Origin of the sequence: Streptomyces oryzae, from assembly GCF_017676365.1 — a bacterium.
In the GTDB taxonomy this organism is placed as follows: domain Bacteria; phylum Actinomycetota; class Actinomycetes; order Streptomycetales; family Streptomycetaceae; genus Streptomyces; species Streptomyces oryzae.
Genome location: NZ_JADKMA010000086.1, coordinates 1 through 23,016, shown reverse-complemented (window position 1 = coordinate 23,016; position 23,016 = coordinate 1). Strand labels below are relative to the sequence as shown.

Here is a 23,016-nt window from a genome sequence, read left to right as displayed (position 1 = left end):
ATGGACCTGGAATTCAGCGCCGCCGAGGAGGACTTCCGCGCCGCGGCCCGCGCCTGGCTGGCGGCGCACGTGCCCGCCGAGCCGCTGCCGTCGCTGGAGACGGCCGAGGGCTTCGCCGCACACCGCGCCTGGGAGCGCGAACTGTACGACGGCGGCTGGTCGGTCGTCTCCTGGCCGCGCGAGTACGGCGGTCGTGGGGCGAGCCTCACCGAGTGGCTGATCTTCGAGGAGGAGTACTACGCGGCCGGTGCGCCCGGCCGCGTCAGCCAGAACGGCATCAACCTCCTCGCCCCCACCCTCTTCGCCCACGGCACCGCGGAGCAGCTGGCGCGCATCCTGCCGCCGATGGCCGCAGGGGAGACCGTCTGGGCGCAGGCGTGGTCCGAACCGGAAGCCGGCTCCGACCTCGCCGCGCTGCGCTCCCGCGCCCGGCGTACCACGCGGGACGGCGGCGGCTGGCTGCTGTACGGGCACAAAACCTGGTCGTCCCGCGCCGCGTTCGCCGACCGCGCCTTCGGCCTGTTCCGTACCGACCCCGAAGCGGAACGGCACCGGGGGCTGAGCTATCTGATGTTCCCGCTGGATGCGCCTGGCGTCACCGTACGGCCCATCGGCCGGCTGGACGGCAAGCCGGCGTTCGCGGAGATCTTTCTGGACGGCGTCTTCGTGCCGGACGCGGACGTCATCGGCGAGCCCGGGCAGGGCTGGCGCGCCGCCATGTCCACCGCGGGCAACGAGCGGGGCCTCACCCTGCGTTCGCCGGGCCGCTTCACCGCGGCGGCCGAACGGCTGCGCCAGCTGTGGCGGGAGAGGGCCGCGCCCGGCGACACAGCGCTCGCCGAGCGGGTCGCCGACGCCTGGGCCCGGGCCCGCGCCTATCAACTCGCGGGGTACGCGGCGGCGTCAGCGGCAGCAGAGGGCTGCGGCTTTCCGGGGGAAGAGGCTGCTGCCCCGCCCTCGATGAACAAGATCTTCTGGTCCGAACTCGACATCGACCTCCACGAGACCGCGCTCGACCTGCTCGGCCCCGGCACGGCCGAGATCGCCGAAGGCAGGGTGTGGGACGGCTGGCTGGACGGCTGGATCTTCGCGCTTGCCGGGCCCGTCTACGCCGGGACCAACGAGATTCAGCGGGACATCGTCGCCGAGCGCGTACTCGGCCTGCCGAGGGGACGCTGAGCCGCCATGCGCTTTCTGCCGGACCAGGACCACCGCAGCTATACGGCGACCGTCCGCCGCCTGCTCGCCGACGCCGGCGCACTCGAGGCCGCCCGCGCCTGGGCCGCGGGCGACCACGCCCCCGGTCGCGCCCTGTGGCGCTCCCTGGCGGCCACCGGGCTGCCCGCGCTCGCCGTACCCGAGGAGCGCGGCGGCCTGGGCCGGCATCCGCCCGAACTCGCCTCCGCCTTCGTGGAGATCGGCCGCGCCGGGGCACCTGGCCCGCTGGCCGAAACCGTCGCCGTGGCGGCGGGCCTGGACGCCGGCTCCCCCTGGCTCGCGGACCTCCTGACGGGCGAGCACCTGGCAACCGTCACCGACCCGGGCGCCGGGTACGCGGTGGATGCCCACCTCGCGGAGGTGACGTTCGTCCTCGTCGGTGAGGGCGTGACCACCGCCGGGCCACCGGGGGAGCCGTCGCGTTCCGTGGACCCCAGCCGTCACCTGGTGCGCTGCGTGCCCGGCGAGCCCGTCCCCGCCGATGCCCGGCGGATCCGGGCGCTGGCCACCCTGCTGACCGCCGCACAACTGCTCGGCGCGGGGCAGGCCCTGCTGGAGGGCAGCGTGGCGTATGCGGGCCAGCGGCGGCAGTTCGGGCGGCCGGTGGGCTCGTTCCAGGCGGTCAAGCACCAGCTGGCGAGCGTTGCCGTCGCACTGGAATTCGCCCGCCCCCTGCTGTACGGCGCGGCGCTGGCCGTACGGGGCGACGCCGCGGCCGACCCCCGCGACCTGCCCGCCGCGAAGGCGGCCTGCTCGCGCGCCGCGTACCAGTCGGCCCGTACCGCGCTCCAGGTGCATGGCGCCCTCGGCTACACGGACGAGTACGACCTGACCCTGCTGCTGCGCAAGGTCCGCGCCCTGTACCCGGCCTGGGGCACCCGGGCCGCCTGCCATGCGGCCGTGCTGAGCGGTGAGTTGCTGCCGGGCTGACGGGGCCATGCTGGGCCTCGCTGGGACCTCGCTGGACGTTCAACGGCGAGCGACAGCCGCGGCGAGGCTCACCCCGGCAGCGTGCCGTCGAGCGGGTCGGCGGCAGGTGCCGGGCAGCGACGGCAGACGCGCACCGAGGTGCTCAGCACGGCGTGCGAGGCGGCGGACAGCGCGCCCGCCAGCACGAGCAGCGGCCACTGCGCGGTCAGGAACGCGGTGCAGGCCAGCGCCAGAGTGGCCACCGCCATACCGAGGCTCGCTCCCGTCCCCGTCCAGGCGACGACGCGGGGCAGTGCACGAGGGCTGGGAAACCGGCGCGCCAGCGCCCCACCGGTGGCGGCGAGCGTGACGGCGGCCAGCACCGTGCTGACGGCGGCGAGCAGCGCCAGGGGAGCGGCCGCCGGGCCGACGGCGGTCCGCGTGAGCGCCCAGCACACCAGCAGGAAGGGAACACAGCGCGCCGCCGCGCGTGCGGTGTGCCGGGTCTGCGCGACAGTCAGTTCACGCTGGCACTCCGGCACCAACTCGGCCACCGTCCCGAAGTCGCGCACCGCCCGGCGCGCCGCTTCGGCGCGCGGCACGCCCTCGCCGACGTACGCGTCGGTGGCGTCCAGCAGGCCGTCATGAATCTCCGCCACCATGCGGGACTTGACCCGGGCAGGGCCCACCAGGGCGGCACGCAGCTCCGCCGTGTAGGCCACCACGGGATCTGACTGCTGTCGCCCCTGCCCCCGCGCGTCGCCCACATCCAGTGGGGCCCGGTCGCTCATCCCGCTCATGTCGCGGGCCGGGTACGGACCGGAGCGGATCCGGCGGATGTGCGGGTTCCGGTTCTGCTGGGTGCGTCGAGGACGGCGCCGATGACCGCGGTGAACTCCTGCCACGCGGTCCGTTCGTCCGCGAGGGTGCGGCGGCCGGCGTCCGTCAGCGTGTAGCACCGTCGGCGCCGTTCGCCGACCGACTGCCAGTCGCTCTCCAGCAGACCCAGCCGCTCCAGCCTGTTGAGCGCCGGATAGACGGTTCCCGTCCGCAGCTCCAGCGCGCCGCCGCTGCGCTCCTGCACCGCGGTGATGATCGCGTACCCGTGCAGCGGCCCCGGTTCGAGCACGGCCAGCAGTAGTCCGTCGAGGTGCCCTCGCACCGCCTCCGTCTTCATGGGTGAAGTGTAGGCAGGGAACGTATTGCCGTGCTACCTATTGGCAGCCAACGCATATGCGTTGGCTGCCAACCTGTCCGTGCGCTCGAATCGGGGTCCCCGGTGACCAAGCTGCTGCTCTCCATCCACGTACTCGCGGCGATCCTGGCCGTGGGGCCGATCTCCGTCGCCGCGTCGATATTTCCGCGCGCCGCACGGGAGTTGCTGACCGCGGGGGAAGCTGCCCGGAAGGGGCGCGGCGCCGGGGCCGCCGCGCTGCTGCACCGCATCTGCAAGGGGTACGCGCTCTTCGGTGTCGCCGTACCGGTCTTCGGCATGGCCACCGGTGCCCAGCTCGGCGTCCTCACGGACGCCTGGCTGGTCGCGTCCCTGATCCTGACGACCCTCGCCGCGATCCTCCTCGGCGCCGTCGTCCTGCCCCGTCAGGCGCGGCTGCTGGGTGCCGCCGGCATCGGTCTCGACGAGGGCGAAGCCGCGCCCGAGATATCCGACCCGCGCGCCGCCGCGGCCCGGCTGGCCATGGTGACCGGAGTCTTCAACCTGCTGTGGGCGGTGGTGGTCGTCCTGATGATCGTCCGCCCAGGCTTCACGACGGGAGTCTGAGCGGACGGCGGTCCTGCTGTTGTCCTGCCCCGCCGATGCGGGACGGCAGGTGCTCAGGGGCGGGTTCAGCGCTCCTGTACGTAGGTGGTCATGCTCACCCCCGAGGCGAAGTTCCGCGTGGAGACCGGTGTGAACGCCGTCGGCGTGAACGTCCCGTCGAAGAGCGGGATTCCGGCGCAGGCCACGCGCGGGCTGCGTTTGACGACGAGCTCGTCGATCTCCGGGAGCAGCTCCGCCGCCAGCTTTCCGCCGCCGGCGAGCCAGATGTCCTTCCCTCCCGGGTCCGAGTCCGAGTCCGATCCCGAGTCCGATCCCGAGTCCGAGTCCTGCTGCTTGAGCTCCCGTACGACCTCGACCGGATCCCGGTCCCGCACGATCTCCACTGCCGGATCCTGGTCGCTCGGCAGCGAGGTGGAGAAGACGAGCTGCCGCAGGTGGGCGTACGGACTGGTGATGCCCTCGCGGAGAGCCGGCTCATACGTGCCCCGGCCCATCAGCACCGTGTCGAAGCGCTGGTGGGGGCGATCGGGCAGGCCCAGCGCCGCCTGTATGTGAGTGGGGACGGTCTCGGGCAGCTCTTCGAAGATCGCGGCGCTGATGTCGTCCGGCACGGGAAAGAAGTCGAACTCGCCCTGCGGGCCCGCGATGAAACCGTCGATGGTGGCCGCCACGTAGTAGACGAGCTTGCGCATGGAATGCTCCTCACTGAAAGTGCTTCGTTTGTACTACTCTGCTTGCAGTGGTTAGAACGTAGTACTTCACTTGCAGTGGCGCAAGAGGGTTCGGGAAACCCGGGAGACCGTCGAAGAGACCCGAGGAAGGCAGGAAGGCCGACATGCGGCAGAACACGGAGCGGCGGACCGCGCTGCTCGACGCGGCCATCGAGGTGCTGGCACGCGAGGGGTCGCGCGGGCTGACGCTGCGCGCCGTCGACAAGGAGGCGGGCGTCCCGACGGGCACCTCCTCCAACTACTTCGCCCACCGCGGCGACATGCTCACCCAGGTCATGCGGCGCACCCGCGAGCGGCTCACCCCCGATCCGGCCGCGCTGACCGCACGCATGGAAGCGCCCCGCACCTTCGCACTCGAAGTCGAGCTGATGCGCGACCTGGTGGGCCGTATGCGCGCCGACCGCAGCAGCTATTTGGCCATGCTGGAACTGCGGCTGGAGGCGACCCGGCGCCCGGAGCTGTACGAGGAGCTGTCCGGGTTCTTGCGCGACGAGTTCCACGGCCTGATCGCCTACCACCGCGACGCCGGAATGCCGGGCGACGACCTGGGCGTCGTCCTGCTCTACCTCGCCATGGCCGGCCTGCTGATCGACGACATGACAGTCCCGGACATCCTCAGCGAGCCCTATGACGCCGACCGTCTGATCCAGGCGATGGTGCCTCGCGTCTTCGGCGCGGATTCCGCACAGGGCAACGGCTCTGCTGCGGGCGCTGATTGAGGGCATGGTAGGCAGGGTCCGGACACGCGAAGGAGCGGGTGGGAGGTGTGTCCTCCCACCCGCTCGTGTTCGTATGCGGGGTGCTGGGTTTGTGGGGTTGTCGGCCTTTAGTAGGCGGAGTCGACGTTGTCCATGGTGCCGTAGCGGTCGGCTGCGTAGTTGCAGGCGGCGACGATGTTGGCGACGGGGTCGGTGAGCTTATCGGGGGTGCCCTTGACGTGGTACTGGTCGAAGGTGGGCTGGATCACCTGGAGCAGGCCCTTGGAGGGGATGCCCTTCTGGGCGTTGATGTCCCAGTTGTTGACCGCGTTGGGGTCGCCGCCGGACTCGCGGATGATGTTGCGTTTGATGCCGTCGTAGGAGCCGGGGATGTCGTGCTTCTTCATGATGGCGCGGGCCTCACGGATCCAGCCGTCCAGATTGTCGGCGTACTTGCTGCCGCCCTTTTTCTCGTCGGCCTTCTTGGCGTGGGCGGCCATCTCGACCTTGGCGGCGGGCTTGGCGGCGGGCTTGGCGGGGTGCTCGGTGGCGTGGGCGGTGCCGGCCAGGGCGGTGGCGGCGATGCCGGCGGTGCCCAGGACGGTCAGGCCGGTGGTGGCCAGGCGGGTGGTGGGCTTGAGGGTACGCAGAGCGTTACGCATGCGAGCGGAGAGCCTTCCATGAGGGGGGACGTTCCGGCCGCGTACCGGGGGCGCAGGGGGGTTTGCGTCCCGGGTCTCGTCGCGACCTGGCACCCACCCTGGGAACCGGCTCCCCATCCCGGCAAATATGTGACGTACGATCCAGAATCGGGGCAAAGCAGACAGAACCCCCGCCTCGCGCCTCTCCGCCCAGGTCAGCGCAGCGCGCTGCTACGAAGCCCACTCGTAAGTGATCTGGCTCCTATGGGCACCCTCACACCCCACCCCGGGCGTGGCCCGGTGACCGCCCCGTACCGCACACGACTGGTCACGATTTCCTGAATTCAGGATTCGGTGTATCGTCCTGCCGTGCTGACTCTCGCCACCGACATCGAAGTGCTGGCCCGGTTCGGCCGTGCGCTGGCCGATCCGATCCGCTGCCGGCTCCTGCTCGCTCTGCGCGACGCCCCGGCCTACCCGTCCGAACTGGCCGACACGCTCGGCATCTCCCGTACCCGGCTGTCCAACCACCTGGCGTGTCTGCGCGACTGCGGGCTGGTCGTCACGACACCCGACGGGCGCCGGACCCGCTACGAACTGGCTGACGAAAGGCTCGGCCACGCGCTGGACGATCTGCGTACCGCCGTGGTCGCGGTGGAGAGCGACCGCGCGTGCGGGGAGGCCGACGAGAAGGGTTGCTGCTGACCATGTCGACGGAGATATCCCTTTCCCTCGCCCCCGGCCCGGCGCGGCGTGATGCGCTGGCGCGCCGGATACGGCTGCTGGTCGGCGCGACCCTCGCCTACAACGCCGTCGAGGCCGTCGTCGCCCTCACCGCCGGTGCCCTCGCCTCCTCTACCGCGTTGGTCGGATTCGGCCTGGACTCCGTGATCGAGGTGTCCTCAGCCGCGGCGGTCGCCTGGCAGTTCTCCGCGCGGGAGCACGCCGTCCGGGAGGCGCGGGAGAAGACCACGCTGCGGATCATCGCGGTGTCGTTCTTTGCGCTCGCCTGCTACGTGGCCGTGGAAGCCGTCCGCACGCTCGTTGGCGGTGGGGAAGCGGAGCGTTCGGTCCCCGGCATCGTGATCACGGCGCTGTCGCTGGCCGTGATGCCGTTCCTGTCCGCCGCACAGCGCAAGGCCGGGCGGGAGCTGGGCTCCGCGACGGCGGTGGCGGACTCCAAGCAGACGCTGCTGTGCACGTATCTGTCCGCCGTGCTGCTGGTCGGGCTTGTCCTCAACGCCACACTGGGCTGGGCCTGGGCGGACCCGATCGCGGCCCTGGCCATCGCCGGCGTCGCGGTGAAGGAAGGCCGGGACGCGTGGCGCGGCAAGGGGTGCTGCGCGGCGCCCGTCGCCCAGTCTTCCCGGACCGATGCCACGGCTGACGCCGGCGGCTGCGGCTCCGGCTGCGACTGCTGTGCTTAGGACTTCCCTGCGGGGCTTGCTCCGGTGAGGGGCCCTTCGGGGCGCGGGTCTCGGTTCGGCCTCGCGGGAGCGTTGCAGCGCTGCGAGGATGGCGGCGAGTAACCGGCCAAGACGGTGACGAACAGAACGGGAGGAGTCCATGGACGAGGCCGTGCTGGGGGCGCTGTACGAGCGGTGGCTGAAGGAACTGTGGATGGGTGACCTCTCTGTCGCCCAGGAAATCGTCGCCCCAGGGTTCGCCATCCATCACGGGGCGATCCAGCCGGGTGGGGAGAACGAGCTGAAGGGCCCGGACGGGATCGCGAGCCTGGTCTCCATGAGCCGGGAGTACTTCCGGGAACTCGTTTTCGAAGTCGAAGTCGGTCCTGTGGTGCAGGGGAATCTGATCTGTGCCCGCTGGGTCGGCCGCGGGAGCTACCAGGGCGACTTCCCCGGTGCAACGGCCGAGCCCGGCACGGAGGTCGTCTTCCGGGGCAACGACATCCTCCGGGGCGCTGACGGCAGGTTCGTCGAGTACTGGGTGTGCTCCGACGGCCCGTACCTGTCCCAGCAGCTCGGAGTCGGCTGACGGACCTCCCAGCCGAACCGTCGGGCTACTGCCACTCACTCCACATACAGCTCGACGGCCCGCCCGTCCGGGTCGTCCACCACATGCCGACCAGGTGGCAGCGGGGAGCTCAGCTCCCGGCCCAGGACGCCGAAGCCCAGCCGCACGCTGGATACGGGGCGCCGCTCGGTCGCCGGGTACAGCTCGAGCACAGTGCCGTCGGGCAGCGTGGCGGCATAGTGAAGAGGGCCTTCCCCATGCCGCTCTTCCGCGAAGAGGAGGCCGAGGTCGCCGTAGAAGCGGCGGCACTCATCCAGCCGCTCGGCGTAGAGAACCACCAGTGCCATCCGCGCGCCCGCTGGGCTGCTCGTCATGGAATCCGACTGTGCCAGCCCGCGCTCTCCCACAGACATACGCCCCGTGGTCGCGTCCTGCGCGACCACGGGGCGGGAAGGCGGGCCGAGCCAGACCTGGTGGAAGGGGTCGGGTGCCGTCAGCCGCTGATCTGCTTGGCTTCGCCGCCGCCGCTGATCTGGATCTTGCGGGGCTTGGCCTGCTCGGCGACGGGGACGCGGACGGTGAGGACGCCCGCGTCGTAGGAGGCGCTGACGTTCTCCGTGTCCAGGGTGTCGCCGAGGAAGATCTGGCGGCTGAAGTGACCGGTCGGGCGCTCGGCGGCGATCTCCTCGGCGTCCTGCGGCATCGTCGTGCGGCGTTCCGCGCGGATCGTGAGGACATTGCGCTCGACGTCCAGATCGATGGAGTCGGCGTCGACGCCCGGCAGGTCGAGCTGCATCACCACGTCGTCACCGGCGCGGTAGGCGTCCATCGGCATCCCTGCGGGCCTGGCCATGGTGCCGAAGAAGTGCTCGGTGAGCCGGTCCAGGTCTCGGAAGGGGTCGGTGCGCATGAGCATCATGGTCATCTCCTTCCCGCAAGCCATCCGGCCGGGGACCTCGCGCCCCCGGCGCTGTGATGCCCTACACACACTTGTATAACTCACGAACAGGAAAGTTGCCAAGCCTCGACTCAACCCGCATTTTCCCGCAGGTCAGAGCCCCGGACAGCGTTGCGGCAGCGGTCCGCCTGGACCCGCAGGGCCTCGGTGAGGCCGGGCGGCCCGTTCTGGACGGTGAAGTCCGTCTGCACGGAGGTGAGCATCCAGACGAGGTCGGGGACGGTGTCGGCACCGACGTGCAGCAGACAGCTGTGCGCGTCCACGGGTTCGACGACACCCATGCCGGGCCACACCCGGTCGGCGACGGCTTCGGCGGACTCGTGCAGGGTGACGGTCGCCTGGTACGGCCAGGTGTGGGCCGAGAGCTGGTGGGCGAGGTAGGCCGCGGGGTCGCCGTGCGGGATGGGGCGGCGCGTGAAGCGGGGACCGGTCGGGGTGCGGGGCCGGAGCCGGTCGACGCGGAAGGTGCGCCAGTCCGCGCGGTCCAGGTCCCAGGCGATCAGATACCAGTGACGGCCGAAGTTGACGATGCTGTGCGGCTCGGCGTCGCGCCGCGTCTCCCGGCCGTCGGCGCTGGTGTAGTCGAACCGCAGCCGTTCCCCGCGGCGGCAGGCTTCCGCGAGGGTGAGCAGGGTGCCGGGGTCGATCCGCGGCCCGGCGGCCCCCACGTGCACCATCGCCGTCTGTACGACGTTGACCCGGTGCCGCAGCCGGGAGGGCAGTACCTGTTCGAGTTTGGCGAGAGCGCGCAGGGCCGTCTCCTCGATGCCGGCCACCGAACTGCCGGCTGTGGTGCGCAGCCCCACCGCGACGGCGACCGCCTCGTCGTCGTCCAGCAGCAGCGGCGGCAGTGCTGCCCCGGCGGCCAGCCGGTACCCGGCGGCGCCCCGGACGGAGTGCACCGGGTAGCCGAGCCCGCGCAGCCGCTCGATGTCGCGGCGTACGGTGCGGCCGGTGACGCCGAGCCGGTCGGCGAGCTCGTCGCCGGAGTGGTCCCGGCCGGTCTGGAGCAAGGACAGCAGTCTCAGCAGCCGTGCGGAGGTGTTCGCCATGTCTGCAACTCTCGCCGCGATTTAGGACCGGAACTGTCCGAACCGGACCCTACTGTCCCTGCCATGAGCACCGAACAGGAGATCGTCTCCTTCCGTATCGACGTCCCGCAGGCCGACCTCGACGACCTGGCCGACCGGCTCGCCCGCACCCGCTGGCCCGAGGCACTGCCCGGCGTGGGCTGGAGCCGTGGCGTGCCACCGGCGTATCTGCGGGAGCTGGCCGGCTATTGGGCGACGGAGTACGACTGGCGGGCGCAGGAAGCGGCCATGAACGCCTGCCCCCAGTTCACCACCGTCATCGAGGGACAGCGGCTGCACTTCCTGCACGTACGGTCCCACCATCCGGAGGCCACCCCGCTGCTCCTGCTGCACGGCTGGCCGGGCACATTCGCCGACTTCCTCGACGTGGTCGGTCCGCTCACCGATCCGACGGCACACGGCGGCAGGCCGGCCGACGCCTTCCACCTGGTGATCCCCTCGCTACCGGGCTTCGGCTTCTCCACCCCGCTGGCCGGGCCCGGGATGGGACCGGCCAGGATGGCCGAGCTGCTGGTGCGGCTGATGGAACGGCTGGGCTACGCGCGCTATGGCGTGCAGGGATATGACACCGGGGCCTGGGTGGCTCCTGAGATCGGCAAGCAGGCACCGGAGCGGGTGGCCGGTATCCATCTGAACGCCCTGATCTCCCTGCCGATGGGGGCGGAGGGCGAGCTGGACGGTCTCTCCGAGGCGGACGAGCGGCGTTGGCAGCGGATGCAGAACTTCAACGACGGCTATCTGCAGTGCAACTCCAAGCGTCCGCAGACCGTCGCCTACGCGCTCACCGACTCCCCCGCCGGGCAACTCGCCTGGATCGTGGAGAAGTTCAAGGAGCTCACCGATCCGGCGGACGGCCTGCCCGAGGACAGCATCGACCGGGACCGCCTTCTGACCGCCGTCTCGCTGTACTGGCTGACGGCCACGGCGGGGCCGGCGGCGCAGGTCTACTACGAGGCGATCTCGGCCCAGGACTGGTCCGAGCCCGGCGAAGACGGCGCCGCCACGGACTGGAGCGGTGCGGACTGGAGCGGTGCGGACTGGGCGGCGGAGCGCGGCACCGTACCGACCGGCGTACTGCTGTCCGCCCACGATGTGACGGTCCGTCCATGGGCGGAGCGGGACCACAACATCGTGCGCTGGCGGGAGCTGGACGCGGGCGGCCACTTCCTGGCGATGGAATCCCCGGGCGCGCTGGTCGAAGACGTACGCGCCTTCTTCCGCGAGCTGGGCTGAGGCAGCGAGACACATCGGTGGGCCGGGCCGCGCGGGGCCGCACCGGCCCGGCGCACAGGGCCGCGCCCGCTCGGTGTGAGCGCACTCAGCGTGACCGCGCGCCCGCCCGGTCGGCGAGCTCCAGCAGCGCATCGGCCGGGTCGGTGCGGAAGGCGGCACGGGCGGCGGCGGTCTGGTGGTCCCGCGCGGGGCCGGGGAACGCCAGTTCGTGGACCGTGCGGGCCGGTTCGCCCTTGCCGACCGCGTACCGGGAGAGTCCTGCCTGCGCCATGGCCCGTACGCCGGCCGCCGCGTGCCCCGGCAACGGCCGGTGGCCGACGACCGGCAGGCCTGCCGCGAGTGCCTGGGCCGCGGTCTGGCCCGCCGCGTTGTCGAGCAGGACGTGGGCCTCCGCCATCAGGCCCGGCAGATCGGTCACCCAGCCGAGCGGCAGCAGCCCTGGGTGGCGGGCGGCGCGGTGCCGCAGCCGTTCGTCGTTCCCGCACAGCAGCACCGGCACACAGTTGTGGCCCGCCAGCTGACGCGCCGTCTCCAGCAGCCGGGTGCCGACTCCCCAGGCGCCGGTGGACATCAGTACGGCGGGCCGCTCGGGCGACACAGGAGTGGTGTGCTGCGCCGCTGCCGCCACGTGCCGGTCCAGCAGCGCCCGCCAGTGGCCGTCCACGTCGCGGGGCCGGAAGAACCGTGCGGGCACCACGGGGCCTGTGGTGTGCGCGGGGCCACCGGTGGTGGACCGTACCTCCTCGGCGGCCTCCTCGGTGACACACAGGTGGAGGTCGTTTCCGGGGTGCAGCCAGCCGCGGTGCACGGCGAAGTCGACCACGACGACCGCCGCGGGCACCTCCAGCGCGCCCCGCGCCCGCAGCCGCCCGGTCACCTGGGCGCTCAGGTGGAAGGTGGGCACGACGACATCGGGACGCCAGTCGGCGACGGCCCGCAGCAGCGGACGTTCGGCAAGCGCCGCGAGGGGGGCGCTGCTGGGGCGCGGGCCCGGTCCGCCGGCCGTCGCGAGGAAGCCCGCGTACACGGCGCCGTACAGCCGGGGCACATGGCGCACCACGGCGCGGTAGCCGGAGCGCAGCGCCTCGCCGGTGCCGGCCGGCAGCAGTGTGAGGACGTCGCGCACGGTCGCCTCGTGACCGCGGGCCCGCAACCGGTGTGCCAGCTCGTGTGCGACCGCGTCGTGCCCCGCGCCCATGCTGGCACTCAGCAGCAGGAAGCGGTGCGGCATGGGGCTCCAGGGGTCGTGGGTGGGCGGACCGGCGCAGCGCCCGTCGCCTGCGGGCCGTGCCGGGGCTGCGGTCCCGGGGCGGCGTCCCGGTCCTGCGCCCTCGGGCTCTGCGGGCGGCCGGCGCGCCCGTGGACCCCACGGCACATCCTCGGACCAGTGTGCTGTGTGCATCCGTCAGGCGCGGCGCAGCGACACTCAGTCGGTGCCGAAGCGCCGCCGCCGCGCCCGGCGCCGACCTGCGCCGCACCCCGGCTTCCGGGCCCGGCATGTGCCGCGGGAGGGGAGCCGAACAGGTGGTTCGGCTGGCCCGGGCCCAGGCTCAGGGCAGGTGCGCAGCGCGGTTGCCAGCATGCTGGAGCCGGGGCCCGTTGTGCCCCGGTACACCCGTCCCGGCCCCGTCGCGGCCCGTACTGCTCACCGGAGGCGTCCGTGTTCGACAGGCTCGGCAGATCCGACCGCCGTCCGACGCACCCTCTGCTCCGAGCCCCTTCCGTGCGCCGCCCGCACCGACGGCATCCGGGCGGCGGACTGTCCGGTCCCGCGCGGGCCCGGCCACCGGAGCCCGCGCCGGCCGAGTGGCGTGCGGGTGCGGGGCAGGACGGGCACCGGCCGGTGGCGCTGGTGACCGGCGCTTCGTCGGGCATCGGGGCGGCCGTCGCCGACCGGCTGGCGGCGGACGGTGCCTGGCGGCTGCTGCTCAACGGCCGGGACGAGAAGCGTCTGGAGCAGGTCGCGACCCGTACCGGCGGGGTGCCGCTCCCCGCCGACCTGGCCGATCCGCGGGCGCGGGCCCGGCTGGCCGAGGAGGCGCTGCTGCACAGCGGCCGGGTGGACGCGCTGGTGGCGGGGGCAGGCATCGGCTGGGCCGGGTCGTTCGCCGCGATGCCGCCCGAGGACATCGACGACGTGCTCGCGGTGAACCTCAACGCGACGCTGCACCTGGTGCGGCTGCTGGTACCCGGCATGGTGGACCAGCGCGCGGGGCGGGTGGTGCTGATCGGTTCCATGGCGGGCAGCGTGGGCGTACGGGGAGAGGCGGTGTACGCGGCGACGAAGGCGGGGCTCACCGCGTTCGCCGACAGCCTGCGCTACGAGCTGGCCCCGAGCCGGGTGCGGGTCTCGATGGTGCTGCCCGGTGTGGTCGACACCCCGTTCTTCCAGCGGCGCGGCGCGCCCTACCGCCGCGAGCGGCCGCGCCCCGTACCCGCTGTACAGGTGGCCGAGGCGGTGTGCCGGGCGCTGCGGACGGGGCGCCCCAACGCGTACGTACCCTCCTGGATGGCCATGCCGGCGTGGCTGCACGGGACAGCGCCTGGCGTATTCCGCAGTCTCGCCCAGCGCTTCGGGTAGGTCCACGCGTGCTGTGGACAACGGTTTCCGTCGTGCTGGCGGTGCTCGCGGCACTGGGGAACGCCGCCGCTTCGGTGCTTCAGCGGCGGGCCGCTGCGGTGGAGCGGCCCGGCCCCTCGGGGCGGCGGCTGTCGTGGCTGCCGGGGCTGCTGCGGCGTCCGGTGTGGCTGTGGGGCGCGGCGACGCTGGTGCTGTCCGCGGTGTGCCAGGCGGGCGCGCTGGCGACAGGGCCGCTGGCCGTGGTGCAGCCGGTGATGACGACGGAGCTGTTGTTCACTCTCGTGCTGGGCAGTGTGGTCTTCCGGCAGCGCCCCGGAGGGCGTGCCTGGGCGGCGTTCGTGGCGATGGTGGTGGGGCTGGCGGCTCTGCTGGGGCTGGTGCGGCCGTCGGGCGGGTCGGCCTCGGTGCCCGATGACCGGTGGATGGTGGCCGCTCCGCTGATGGCGGCTCTCGTGGTGGCGCTGGTCGTGGTGGCGTTCCGGCTGCCGTCGGCACCGCGCGCGAGCGTGCTGGGGTCGGCGACAGCCGTGCTGTTCGGGGCGACGGCCGCGCTGATGAAGGACGCCATCTCGCGGCTGGCGGACGACGGTCTGGTGGCGCTGCTGACGGCGTGGCAGACCTACGGGGTGGCCGTGGCCGGCGCTTCCGGGTTTCTGCTGCTGCAACTGACGCTGCACGCGGGCACGCTGGTGGCGTCGCAGCCCGCACTCACGCTGGGCGACGCCTTCTTGAGCGTGGTGCTGGGCGCGACACTGTTCGACGAGCGGCTGTCGCTGGGCTGGCGGGTGCTGCCCGAGCTGGTCGCCCTGGCGCTGATCAGCGTGGGAAGCGTGCACCTGGCCAGGTCCCCGGCGGTTGCGGGCACCTCCGAGAAGGAGATCTGGTGAACCGGCCGCGCGTACTGGCCGCCTTGGCCACCGCCGCACCGGCAGCCGTCGCCGCTGCGCACATCATCCCGGCCGCCAGCTGGCTGCCGGCCGTACGGTCCGTGCTCCGCCCGGCGCTGGACGGCCGCGGCCGCGCCGACCATATCGCCCTCACGTTCGACGACGGGCCGGACGCCCGGTCCACCCCGCACTTTCTGCGGGAGCTGGACAGGTTGGGCGTCCGGGCCACCTTCTTCCTCGAGGGAGCCGCGGTGCGGCGCCATCCCGCCCTGGTGCGCCGGATGGCGGCCGAGGGCCATGAGCTGGCCGTCCACTGCTGGGAGCACCAGCCGCCGTGGCTGCCCCGCCCCGTCGCCGACCGCGCGGATCTGGAGCGGGCGGTTGCTGCCGTACGGGAGACCGCCGGGATGACGCCCTACTGGTACCGGCCGCCGTACGGAGTGCTCACCGCCACCCGCTGGTGGGGAGCGCGGCGTGCGGGGCTGCGGCCGGTGCTGTGGACGGCCTGGGGCCGTGACTGGCGGGCGGACGCCGACCCGGACAGCGTCCTCGCAAAGGTGAGCGAGCGGCTGACGGGCGGAGCGACCGTTCTGCTGCACGACAGCGACCGCAACAGCGCCCCCTCTTCCTGGCGCGCGACACTGGCCACCCTCCCCCACCTGATCACCCTCTGCCGCTACGCGGGCTGGACGGTGGGCCCTCTGGCGGACCACGGGCTGGCCCCACCGCTGCGGGAACGCCCGGGCAGGGGCAGCCCCTAATCGGCAAGTTCGCCGGGCACGGCCTGGCTCTGGGGGATGTCCTGCACGAACACCAGGCCGTCGACCTCCGCCAAGTGAGCCGGGTCGAACGGCGCGTAGCCGAACCAGGGCGAGACCCGGAGCGCGGGCCGCACATCGCCGAGGGCGGCGACCAGCCGCGGGGCATCGACAACGCAGCGGTCTTCCGGAAGCGCGTACAGCAGCCCCTCGACCGTGTCCGGCGCCGGGGTACCCACATCCCGGTGCCGGATCGTGCCGAGGGCCGTGGCCACAAAGGCATAGTCCTCGCCCAAGCGAGCGCTCACAAGCGCACCGGCGCTCCACCACTCCACCGGCCCCTGCCACATCTGCATCGTGCTCTTCGCCCGCTGGAGATGGGAGTTGTGGGCATGGACGAGCGCCGGGCCCCGAGCGGCGAGGGCGAGGAGATTGTCGGCCATCATCGAATCCCGCAGCGCACACAGCCGCGACATACGGCTCGGTGAGGTGTCGGCCATCCAGTGGTGGTAGCGCAGCAGGCCGGTTGCCGTGCGCCCGTACAGACGCGCCCGGTCCCAGTCCTCCCGCGAGGTCTCCGCGAGCAGGTGTGGCGTCTGCGCGTCGAACAGCGCCACCAAATCGTCGGCGAGCAGCCGAAGTCGACCGGCTTCGGCCGACTGTCCTATCGACTGCGCCGGGTCCATCATCGCGGCGGGGTTGGTCCACCGGTCGTCGGCCCCGAGCAGACGGTCGAGCTTCTCCATGGTGCAGGGGAGCAACTCCGCGTCCACCTGGCCCGCGAGGTAGCCGTGGAGTGCGGTGAGGGCCTGCCGGGGGCTCTCGGCGTGGGTGATCTCCAGCGGGCCGTCGAAACCGGCGAAGCGGAGCTGCTCGGACGCGTCCCGTCCGTCGTTGTAGGCGCGCATCCAGCGCACCAGTTCGCGGTTGGCCGCGGAGGTGCCGAAGCCGTGACTGAGTCCCTGCTGCACGACCTCGTCGAGGGTGCCCGTACCCGAGGTGACGTAGTCGTCCACGATCAGCCCCATCAGGCAGTCACTCTCGACCGCGATCGTCCGGTAGCCCTCCTGCTCGACGAGTTGCCGGAACAGCTCGTTGCGCAGGTCGAGCAGAGTGTCCTCACCATGGGTGGGCTCGCCCAGGGCGAGCAGTCGGGGCCGGGCCGGGAGCAGGTTCATGACGGAGGCTGCTTCGAGGGCATGGGTGGTATCTGTGATGTCGGTCGCCATGCCCATCAACGGTATCGTTGAACCTTCGGTGGAAACTTTAACGCGACGTTGCAGGGCTCATGGGGCGAAACCTTCAAAGCGGCGAACGACTCAGGCCGGTTGACCTGGCGCGCGGGCACGGTCTGTCCACGCAGGCCGTCAGGAACTACGAGGAGGCCGGCATCCTTCCGGCCGCCGGTCGCACAGAACACGGCTACCGCACCTATACGCCGCTGCACGCGGCGGCGCTGCGCGCGTTCCTCGCCCTGGTGCCAGGTCATGGCCACCGGACGGCGACGTCGGTCATGCGGGCCGTGAACGAGGGCACGGACGAGGAGGCGTTCCGCCTCATCGATGAGAGTCACGCCCAGCTCCGCGACGACCGCCTGACCCTCCACGCCGTGGAGAGCGCCCTCCGCGGCCTGGAGCCCACCAAGGCGTCCAGGCCCACCACTGGGTCCAGGCCGGCACCGGCGCCGTCACCCGGCGGCACATTCATCGGGCCGCTGGCGGGGCAGCTCGGCATCCGGCCCGCGACGCTGCGCAAATGGGAGCGCGCGGGGCTGGTGAGCCCGCGCCGCGACCCGCTGACCGGGTACCGCGTCTACGACGAGGCCGACGTACGGGACGCCCGGCTGGCCCATCAACTCAGGCGGGGCGGCTACCTGCTGGAGCAGATCGCCCCACTGATCGAACAGGTACGCGCTGCCGGAGGGCTGGAGCCGCTGGAGGCCGCCCTGCGCGACTGGCACGATCGGCTGTCCGCCCGCGGGCGGGCGATGCTGGCCGGGGCCGCCGAGTTGGAGGCGTACCTGCGCGAGCGCGGCTGAGATCCGGCCCCGTGAGTGAGAGTTGGTCAGCGGTCCTGGCGGGCCGCGAGGGCGTGGACCACGTCGGCCGACGCCGGATAGAGGTCGCGGTAGAGGCCGTACAACTCCTCGTAGCGGGCGGCGTTCCCTGGGTCCGGGGTGACGGTCTCACAAACGGGGTTCCAGGCGTCGCTCAAGACATCGATCGAGGCATCGGTCACCGACTGCGCGGCGAGCAGCGCGCCACCGTAGCTCGCACCGATGGAGATGGTGCGCAACTCCTGCGGCCTGCCGGTGACATCGGAGACGATCCGCGTCCACAGTCCGCCCTGGGTGCCGCCGCCCACGGCGACGACCCGGCGGATGTCGCCGCCCGCCTTCTCCAGCGCCTCGATGTTGTGCCGCACGGCGCAGGCGGTGGCCTCCAGCGCGGCGCGGTACAGGTCGCCGCGGGTGTGGGAGAGGGTGAGTCCGGCGATGACGCCGCGGGCCTGCGGGTCCATGACGGGAGTGCGCTCCCCCGCGAAGTAGGGCAGCATCAGCAGCCCGTTGGCGCCGGGCCCGGAGGCTTCGGCGAGCTGGAGCAGTTCGGCGTAGTCGGGCTTGCCGAACAGCTCACGCAGCCAGCCCGTGACGGCGCCCGAAGTGGCCATGCCCCCGGCGAGGTTGCGGGTGCCGGGGAGAGCGCCGACGGTGCTCCACAGCGCGGGGTCGGTGAGCAGCCCGGGCACGGTGTGGATCAGGAACATCGTCGTGCCGTACATCAGCATGAGGTCGCCGGGCCGGTGCGCGCCGACGCTCAGCGCCTCGGCCCAGGCGTCGATGGTTCCGGTGATGACGGGGATGCCCTGGGGCAGCCCGGTACGGCGGGCGGCCTCCGCCGTGACCGTGCCCGCGGTCTCGCCGGACCAGCGCAGCGGCGGCAGTTCGATGCCGGGTGCGATCCGGCCGGCCCAAGGGGCGTACCACTGCTGGGCGACGGTGTCGTAGAGCGGGGTGGTCTGGCTCGCGGAGTGGTGGTCCAGGACGTAGGCGCCGGTCAGCTTGCGGACGAGCCAGGAGCTGGGCATGTACAGCCGGCGGGCGCGTGCGTACAGCTCCGGCTCCTGCTCGGCGATCCAGGCGATCTTCGGGCCCGCGGCCTGGCTGCTCAGGTCGGAGCCGCAGCGGCGGCGGATCTCCTCGATACCCAACTCGGCGTTGAGCCGGGCGATCTGGGCGGTCGAGCGGGTGTCGACGCCGTAGAGCACTGCTGGGCGCAGCGGAGTGTCGTCGGCGTCGGTGAGCAGCACGCAGGGGCCCATACCGCTGGCTCCGACGGCGACGACCTCGGCGTCGCCGCCGTCGGTCAGTTCGCGGGAGAGGGAGACCAGTTCGTCCCACCACACCTCGGCGTCCATCTCGACCTGTCCGGGAGCCGGCCGGTCGACGGTGTGCTCGCGCACGGCTGAACGCAGCACTGTGCCGTCCAGGCCGACCAGGACGCCTTTGCTGCTGGAGGTGCCGATGTCCACACCGAGGACTGCGTCGCGGGGCATGGCCGCAGGCTCGCAGGAATCGATTTCAGGGTCAATGAACGCCCTGTGCTGCGCCGGTTGCCGTCCCGGCCTGCCGTGCGGTCCCCGCACCCTTTCCGGGCACGCCGGAGCCGCCGGACCTATGCCGACTCCCGTGCCAACGCCGCGAACCTGTGGGCCAGTTGCCGCCAGACCGGGGTAGCGGTGACGGCGTCCTCCGTTGCCCGGCGAAGGAGGTCCGCCCGGTCGAGGCCGTGGGCGGCAAGGCGTTCCGGGTCCCAGTCGCGGATCCGGTCCGGGTCGGTCTCGGGATGGAACTGCACACCCCACGCCCGCTCGCCGACGCGGAACGCCTGGTACGGGCAGCGCGCGCTCTCGGCGAGCCAGACGGCGCCGGGCGGCAGCGCGGTGACGGCGTCCACATGCCGCTCGATCGCCGTCACCCGGCGGGGCAGACCGTGGAAGAGGGGGTCGCTCTCCACCTCCGCCCTCAGGGTGAGCGCAGTGCTGCCGATCTCGGGCTCGCCGTGCTCCGCCGCGACCTGTCCCCCGGCGACGTGAGCCAGCAACTGCCCGCCGAGACAGATCCCGAAGACCGGCGTCCCTGCGTCGAGCGCCTCCGCCACCAGGGCGCGCGCGGTCACCAGCCAGGGAGCCCGGGCATCGTCGTCGGGCATGAATCCGCCGCCCAGTACGACCAGCGCGTCCTGCGTCAGCCGCGTCGGCAGCGGACCGCCCTCGTAAGCACGGACGGTCTCCACGGCGACGCCCGCCTCCGTCAGCCAGTCGCCGAACCGCCCCGGCCCGCCCCGGACCGTGTTCTGCACCACCAGGGCTGTTGCTGCCACTGCTCGCCCGCCTTCCGTCCGGTACGCGCCCCCTGCGCGCGCCGTCACTCATGGTGACACGGTGCGCAGCGCCGCCGGAGGGTCGCTGTTCGTGACCGGCCGCCTGGTGCCGAAGGCAAGGTGACTGGGCGGGTGCCCGGCGGGTACTCGGGAGGCTCAGCGGTACCAGAGGTCGAGCAAGAGGGAGGAGCCATGGGGCTCACGTACCGGAAGAGCTTCCGGATTCTGCCGGGAGTGCGGATGAACGTCCGGCGCCGGTCGGTGTCCATCACCACGGGCGGTCACAGCCCGCGCCGGATGCGCAGGTCGATGGGGCGCCGCACGACATCGCTGCGGCTGCCGGGACCCTTGGGCCGACGGCACACCACCCGCCGCTTCGGCCGGCGCCGCATGGTCCGCCACTGAGCCCCCGGCCGCCGGGACGTCCGCGCCGACACGGGCGTGGACGGGGACGAGGCCCCCTCGGGAAGGCCGGACGGCCCTTTCGTACCCGTCCGGCCTTCCCGATGTCCTGTCCTGCGCGCGTCCGACGGTCAGCCTCCGTACATCCCCCGGAAGACCAGCAGTCCGAGCACCATGCCGAGGACCAGCCCGGCTATGGACACCCCGATCGCGACCGGCGCGAGCCGCTCCTTCTTGGAATTCGCGACGACGCCGCAGATGATCCCCGCGATCCCGAAGGCCGGCGGACAGAAGATGAAGGCAATGGCTCCGAGCACGATGCCGACGATGCTCAGCGTGTTGGAGTCGTTGCCGGGCGGCGGACCCGGCTGGTACGGCGGGCCTGACTGATAAGGCGGTCCCGAGTAGGACACTGCTCCCCCTCCCGTAGTCGGTGACGCCACACTAGGGAGTGAGCGCACCGCTGGGTACCCCGAGTGCGGGGCCGTGCCAGGGGCCGGCGAACGGCGGTGCCGCGCCCGCGCCGTGCGGTCGTGCGGTCTTGCTTCACAATGGCCCCATGCGTATAGCGGTGTACCTCGCACACCCACGTCCCGGCAGCTTCAACCACGCCCTGTTCGACGCTGTCGTCGACGAACTGCGGCAGCGCGGCTGCGAGGTGCTGGCCCACGATCTGTACGCCGAGGCGTTCGACCCGCTGCTGACCGCGCCGGAGACGGAGACGGTGAGCGGGGCGGCGGCCGCCGAAGACGGCCAGGACCTGGCTCTGGCCCGGCACCGTGCGGAGGTGGCGGGGGCCGAAGCCCTCGTGTTCGTCCACCCCAACTGGTGGGGCATGCCGCCGGCGCTGCTCGCCGGCTGGGTGCAGCGGGTGCTGGCGCCCGGAGTCGCCTACAAGCTGGGAACCGCGGACGGCGAACCGGTGGGGCTGCTGCCCGCGACCCGCGCGCTGGTCCTCAACACCTCGGACACCCCCGCCGAGCGGGAGGAGCAGGAGTTCAACGACCCGCTGCACAGCATCTGGAGCGCCTGCATTCTTCCCTACACCGGGGTGACGGATGTGCGGCGCACCGTTTTCCGTACGGTCACCGGTTCAACGGACGCACAGCGCGCCGAGTGGCTGCGGCAGGCCCGCGCGATGGCGGCGGAACTGGTGGCCTGACCGGCGGCGATGGGCCGAACGGTACCGAGGGCCGGCCGCCGCGGTGCCGTCAGCGCACACCCGTCGCGGTTCAGCGCACACCCGTCGCGGTGTTGCCGGGCAGGCCGAGGCGCGGGCGGGCGGCCCGGACGGTGCGCTCACGCTGCTGTCCGGCGCCGTTGCAGGGCCGGGCGTTGAGGAGTGAGTCGAAGAGGGCCCGGGCTTCGAGGAGTGCGCCGCGCACGTCCTCCGCATCTGCGGCGTTCCCGGCATGCGCGGCACTCTGCGTACTGCCACCACCGTCACTGTGCAGTGCGTCGTGGACGCGGAGATAGCCCTGGACGCGCCGAGCATGGTGCACGGAGAGGGCGGCGACCCGCTCCTCGAAAGGGGCGTCGGCCGGGTAGCCGCGCTCGCCGGCCAGCCGCGTCAGCAGCGCTTCGGCCTCGCGGAGCGCCGTTGCCGGGGACTCGGCGAATTCCTCCTGGACGGCTTTCCATTGGGCGAGATAGCGCTCGCGCGCCCCGGAGGCGAGCGGCAGAACCTCGAGTGAGCCGTAGCGCCGCAGCCTGGCGGCCAGTTCCCGGCGGGCGGCCCTGGCGTCGCCGTTGCGAGCGGCCAGGACCCGCTCGTACTCGGGGCCGAAGCGCCGCTCCATCTGCTGCCCGTCGAGGTCCGCCGCTCGCTGCCTGACGCGGAGCGCGAGGCCGAAAGCGACGGCCAGGATGACGGCGAGGCCGACGGTGAGGAGTGTGGTGAACATGTGCGCCTTTTCCCCGGCTCCGGGCACGTCGAGCCCGGAAGCCGTCCTGATGGGGGGCGAGCCTCGGACGAGAGACCCGGCACAGGGCCGCTGCCCGGACATCGCTTCCGTAAACCCATGAATATTGGATACGGGCCAACGCCGCCCGCCGGGCCATTACCTGACGCCACGTCAACCAGGACGGGCGTGACACCCAGGGCTCGGGCGCATTTCCGGGGCCTGCTCGCAGCATCCCCCTCGCCGATGGCGGTCGCTAAGATCCCGGGCAGATGTCCGGGCAAGGGGCCCGGGGAGTGCGGTTTGGGGTGGATATGGTTGCTGGCCGAGTCGTCCGGTTCGACGGTGCGCGGGGCTACGGATTCATCGCCCCGGATCACGGGGGCGAGGACGTCTTTCTGCACGCGAACGATCTGATGATGCCGGAGTCGTTCGTCCACACCGGCGTGGCGGTCGAGTTCGAGATCGAGGACGGGGACCGGGGCCTGAAAGCCTCGTCGGTCCGGCTGCTGGAGCGCCCGGAGTCCCCGTCGTTCGAACCGCCGCCGGCTGCCGGGGGGCACGCTGCGCACCGGCCCGCCGCCTCCCGTACGGAGGACGGCGACGATCCGATGTGCGACGTACTCAGCGTCACGGAGTACACCCGGGCGGTCACGGAGCTGCTGCTGGAAGCCGCGCCGGGGCTGACCGGGGCGCAGATCCTCGACATCCGGCGCCGCCTTGTGCAGTTCGGGAAGGGCCACGGCTGGGCCGAGGACTGACTGACCCGGAGTGACCGCTGTGCCAGGTCGGGCGACGGGCGTCGCCCGCTCCCGGCCGAACATCGCTGATTCCTTTCCGAACCGCTGTCCTGAACCCACCGCCCCCGGTCC

The 23,016-nt window shown here is 72.3% G+C and carries 28 protein-coding genes; 15 read left to right on the top strand and 13 right to left on the bottom strand.

Going from position 1 to position 23,016, the window contains the following annotated elements; all coding sequences use genetic code 11:
- Together ITI46_RS18085 and ITI46_RS18080 are read left to right on the top strand one after the other, a co-directional pair.
- Complete coding sequence (locus ITI46_RS18085; protein WP_209240675.1) at positions 1-1,179, top strand: acyl-CoA dehydrogenase family protein; 1,179 nt, start codon at positions 1-3, stop codon at positions 1,177-1,179.
- A gap of 6 nt (positions 1,180-1,185) precedes the next feature.
- Positions 1,186-2,148, top strand: a complete 963-nt coding sequence (locus ITI46_RS18080) for an acyl-CoA dehydrogenase family protein (RefSeq protein WP_209240674.1) — start codon at positions 1,186-1,188, stop codon at positions 2,146-2,148.
- 68 nt (positions 2,149-2,216) lie between these two features.
- On the opposite strand, the gene ITI46_RS18075 is transcribed toward ITI46_RS18080, so the two are convergent.
- Both ITI46_RS18075 and ITI46_RS18070 read right to left on the bottom strand, forming a co-directional pair.
- Entirely contained in the window at positions 2,217-2,918 is a 702-nt protein-coding gene (locus tag ITI46_RS18075; protein ID WP_247746163.1) for a permease prefix domain 1-containing protein, read from the bottom strand.
- 5 nt (positions 2,919-2,923) lie between these two features.
- Positions 2,924-3,304: a PadR family transcriptional regulator gene (locus ITI46_RS18070; RefSeq protein WP_209240672.1), complete on the bottom strand. Its 381-nt coding sequence runs from the start codon at positions 3,302-3,304 to the stop codon at positions 2,924-2,926.
- A 102-nt stretch (positions 3,305-3,406) separates the two neighbouring features.
- Here ITI46_RS18070 and ITI46_RS18065 point away from each other — a divergent pair, with 102 nt between their 5' ends.
- On the top strand, positions 3,407-3,907 hold the full coding sequence (locus ITI46_RS18065) for a DUF2269 family protein (RefSeq protein WP_209240671.1): 501 nt from the start codon (positions 3,407-3,409) through the stop codon (positions 3,905-3,907).
- A 65-nt stretch (positions 3,908-3,972) separates the two neighbouring features.
- Here ITI46_RS18065 and ITI46_RS18060 read toward each other — a convergent pair whose 3' ends face one another.
- Complete coding sequence (locus tag ITI46_RS18060; RefSeq protein WP_209240670.1) at positions 3,973-4,599, bottom strand: dihydrofolate reductase family protein; 627 nt, start codon at positions 4,597-4,599, stop codon at positions 3,973-3,975.
- Positions 4,600-4,742: 143 nt separating this feature from the next.
- Here ITI46_RS18060 and ITI46_RS18055 point away from each other — a divergent pair, with 143 nt between their 5' ends.
- Positions 4,743-5,357 carry a TetR/AcrR family transcriptional regulator gene (locus tag ITI46_RS18055; RefSeq protein WP_209240669.1) on the top strand — a complete coding sequence of 205 codons (615 nt, stop codon included), beginning with the start codon at positions 4,743-4,745 and terminating at the stop codon, positions 5,355-5,357.
- A gap of 107 nt (positions 5,358-5,464) precedes the next feature.
- Here the strand turns inward: ITI46_RS18055 and ITI46_RS18050 are convergent, their stop codons facing one another.
- Positions 5,465-5,998, bottom strand: a complete 534-nt coding sequence (locus ITI46_RS18050; protein ID WP_209240668.1) for a transglycosylase SLT domain-containing protein — start codon at positions 5,996-5,998, stop codon at positions 5,465-5,467.
- Between the two features lie 348 nt (positions 5,999-6,346).
- On the opposite strand from ITI46_RS18050, the gene ITI46_RS18045 reads away from it, so the two are divergent.
- The 3 genes from ITI46_RS18045 to ITI46_RS18035 all read left to right on the top strand — a co-directional run bounded on the left by ITI46_RS18045 (position 6,347) and on the right by ITI46_RS18035 (position 7,972).
- Positions 6,347-6,682: an ArsR/SmtB family transcription factor gene (locus tag ITI46_RS18045; protein ID WP_209240667.1), complete on the top strand. Its 336-nt coding sequence runs from the start codon at positions 6,347-6,349 to the stop codon at positions 6,680-6,682.
- Between the two features lie 2 nt (positions 6,683-6,684).
- A complete protein-coding gene (locus tag ITI46_RS18040; RefSeq protein WP_209240666.1) occupies positions 6,685-7,404 on the top strand; it encodes a cation efflux transmembrane domain-containing protein in 720 nt (239 codons plus the stop codon).
- A 139-nt stretch (positions 7,405-7,543) separates the two neighbouring features.
- Positions 7,544-7,972, top strand: a complete 429-nt coding sequence (locus ITI46_RS18035; RefSeq protein ID WP_209240665.1) for an ester cyclase — start codon at positions 7,544-7,546, stop codon at positions 7,970-7,972.
- 35 nt (positions 7,973-8,007) lie between these two features.
- On the opposite strand, the gene ITI46_RS18030 is transcribed toward ITI46_RS18035, so the two are convergent.
- From ITI46_RS18030 to ITI46_RS18020, 3 genes are all read right to left on the bottom strand, one after another.
- A complete protein-coding gene (locus ITI46_RS18030; protein WP_209240664.1) occupies positions 8,008-8,325 on the bottom strand; it encodes a VOC family protein in 318 nt (105 codons plus the stop codon).
- Positions 8,326-8,444: 119 nt separating this feature from the next.
- On the bottom strand, positions 8,445-8,867 hold the full coding sequence (locus ITI46_RS18025) for an Hsp20/alpha crystallin family protein (protein ID WP_209240684.1): 423 nt from the start codon (positions 8,865-8,867) through the stop codon (positions 8,445-8,447).
- A 113-nt stretch (positions 8,868-8,980) separates the two neighbouring features.
- Positions 8,981-9,961 carry a helix-turn-helix transcriptional regulator gene (locus tag ITI46_RS18020; protein WP_209240663.1) on the bottom strand — a complete coding sequence of 327 codons (981 nt, stop codon included), beginning with the start codon at positions 9,959-9,961 and terminating at the stop codon, positions 8,981-8,983.
- A gap of 63 nt (positions 9,962-10,024) precedes the next feature.
- Here ITI46_RS18020 and ITI46_RS18015 point away from each other — a divergent pair, with 63 nt between their 5' ends.
- Positions 10,025-11,233: an epoxide hydrolase family protein gene (locus ITI46_RS18015; RefSeq protein WP_209240662.1), complete on the top strand. Its 1,209-nt coding sequence runs from the start codon at positions 10,025-10,027 to the stop codon at positions 11,231-11,233.
- 85 nt (positions 11,234-11,318) lie between these two features.
- On the opposite strand, the gene ITI46_RS18010 is transcribed toward ITI46_RS18015, so the two are convergent.
- A complete protein-coding gene (locus ITI46_RS18010) occupies positions 11,319-12,464 on the bottom strand; it encodes an MGDG synthase family glycosyltransferase (protein WP_209240661.1) in 1,146 nt (381 codons plus the stop codon).
- 528 nt (positions 12,465-12,992) lie between these two features.
- On the opposite strand from ITI46_RS18010, the gene ITI46_RS18005 reads away from it, so the two are divergent.
- The 3 genes from ITI46_RS18005 to ITI46_RS17995 are packed head-to-tail and all read left to right on the top strand — an operon-like array spanning position 12,993 to position 15,462.
- A complete protein-coding gene (locus tag ITI46_RS18005; protein WP_372451993.1) occupies positions 12,993-13,814 on the top strand; it encodes an SDR family NAD(P)-dependent oxidoreductase in 822 nt (273 codons plus the stop codon).
- Between the two features lie 8 nt (positions 13,815-13,822).
- Positions 13,823-14,701, top strand: a complete 879-nt coding sequence (locus ITI46_RS18000) for a DMT family transporter (protein WP_209240660.1) — start codon at positions 13,823-13,825, stop codon at positions 14,699-14,701.
- Positions 14,695-15,462 (top strand): polysaccharide deacetylase family protein, encoded by a 768-nt coding sequence (locus ITI46_RS17995; protein ID WP_247746167.1) that lies wholly within the window; start codon positions 14,695-14,697, stop codon positions 15,460-15,462. Before ITI46_RS18000 ends, ITI46_RS17995 begins: the two co-directional genes overlap by 7 nt.
- Here the strand turns inward: ITI46_RS17995 and ITI46_RS17990 are convergent.
- Complete coding sequence (locus ITI46_RS17990; RefSeq protein WP_209240657.1) at positions 15,459-16,688, bottom strand: erythromycin esterase family protein; 1,230 nt, start codon at positions 16,686-16,688, stop codon at positions 15,459-15,461. The two genes, ITI46_RS17995 and ITI46_RS17990, sit on opposite strands and share 4 nt — an antisense overlap.
- Before the next feature lie 59 nt (positions 16,689-16,747).
- Here ITI46_RS17990 and ITI46_RS17985 point away from each other — a divergent pair, with 59 nt between their 5' ends.
- Positions 16,748-17,497, top strand: coding sequence for a TioE family transcriptional regulator (locus ITI46_RS17985; protein ID WP_209240655.1), 750 nt, complete (start codon positions 16,748-16,750; stop codon positions 17,495-17,497).
- Positions 17,498-17,523: 26 nt separating this feature from the next.
- Here ITI46_RS17985 and ITI46_RS17980 read toward each other — a convergent pair whose 3' ends face one another.
- Positions 17,524-19,014 carry an FGGY-family carbohydrate kinase gene (locus ITI46_RS17980; protein WP_209240654.1) on the bottom strand — a complete coding sequence of 497 codons (1,491 nt, stop codon included), beginning with the start codon at positions 19,012-19,014 and terminating at the stop codon, positions 17,524-17,526.
- Between the two features lie 119 nt (positions 19,015-19,133).
- A complete protein-coding gene (locus ITI46_RS17975; protein WP_307808220.1) occupies positions 19,134-19,841 on the bottom strand; it encodes a type 1 glutamine amidotransferase in 708 nt (235 codons plus the stop codon).
- A gap of 192 nt (positions 19,842-20,033) precedes the next feature.
- Between ITI46_RS17975 and ITI46_RS17970 the strand changes: the two genes are divergently transcribed.
- Positions 20,034-20,246: a DUF4236 domain-containing protein gene (locus ITI46_RS17970; protein WP_209240653.1), complete on the top strand. Its 213-nt coding sequence runs from the start codon at positions 20,034-20,036 to the stop codon at positions 20,244-20,246.
- Between the two features lie 128 nt (positions 20,247-20,374).
- On the opposite strand, the gene ITI46_RS17965 is transcribed toward ITI46_RS17970, so the two are convergent.
- On the bottom strand, positions 20,375-20,656 hold the full coding sequence (locus tag ITI46_RS17965; RefSeq protein ID WP_209240652.1) for a hypothetical protein: 282 nt from the start codon (positions 20,654-20,656) through the stop codon (positions 20,375-20,377).
- Between the two features lie 146 nt (positions 20,657-20,802).
- On the opposite strand from ITI46_RS17965, the gene ITI46_RS17960 reads away from it, so the two are divergent.
- Positions 20,803-21,405, top strand: coding sequence for an NAD(P)H-dependent oxidoreductase (locus tag ITI46_RS17960; protein ID WP_209240651.1), 603 nt, complete (start codon positions 20,803-20,805; stop codon positions 21,403-21,405).
- A 70-nt stretch (positions 21,406-21,475) separates the two neighbouring features.
- Here ITI46_RS17960 and ITI46_RS17955 read toward each other — a convergent pair whose 3' ends face one another.
- Positions 21,476-22,147: a hypothetical protein gene (locus tag ITI46_RS17955; protein WP_209240650.1), complete on the bottom strand. Its 672-nt coding sequence runs from the start codon at positions 22,145-22,147 to the stop codon at positions 21,476-21,478.
- Between the two features lie 311 nt (positions 22,148-22,458).
- Here ITI46_RS17955 and ITI46_RS17950 point away from each other — a divergent pair, with 311 nt between their 5' ends.
- Positions 22,459-22,905 (top strand): cold-shock protein, encoded by a 447-nt coding sequence (locus tag ITI46_RS17950; RefSeq protein WP_209240649.1) that lies wholly within the window; start codon positions 22,459-22,461, stop codon positions 22,903-22,905.
- The last annotated feature ends 111 nt before the right edge of the window (positions 22,906-23,016 follow it).